This window comes from Sphingomonas sp. 10B4, from assembly GCF_035019905.1.
Classification (GTDB): domain Bacteria; phylum Pseudomonadota; class Alphaproteobacteria; order Sphingomonadales; family Sphingomonadaceae; genus Sphingomonas; species Sphingomonas glacialis.
The window spans coordinates 1-245 of the sequence record NZ_JASJVC010000497.1; the positions used below are offsets into that span (position 1 = coordinate 1).

Here is a 245-nt window from a genome sequence, read left to right on the forward strand (position 1 = left end):
GTGCTTTGACAGCAGCAGTTTTCAAAATGCCGCGGATGTTGTTGACTACCAAAGTAGCCAAGGCTTCGCCATCGACATCTTCAGCGATGATCAGCAATGGACGACCGGCTTTAGCAACTTGTTCCAAGATTGGCAACAGATCACGGATGTTCGAGATTTTTTTGTCGAACAGCAGGACGAAAGGATTTTCCAGAATCACTGATTGTTTTTCCGGATTGTTGATGAAGTATGGCGACAAGTAGCCG

At 46.1% G+C, this 245-nt stretch carries 1 pseudogene; it reads right to left on the reverse strand.

Features of this window, described 5'->3' with window-relative positions:
- Positions 1-245: pseudogene (gene groEL, locus QN347_RS20625) on the reverse strand (chaperonin GroEL); the annotation flags it as partial.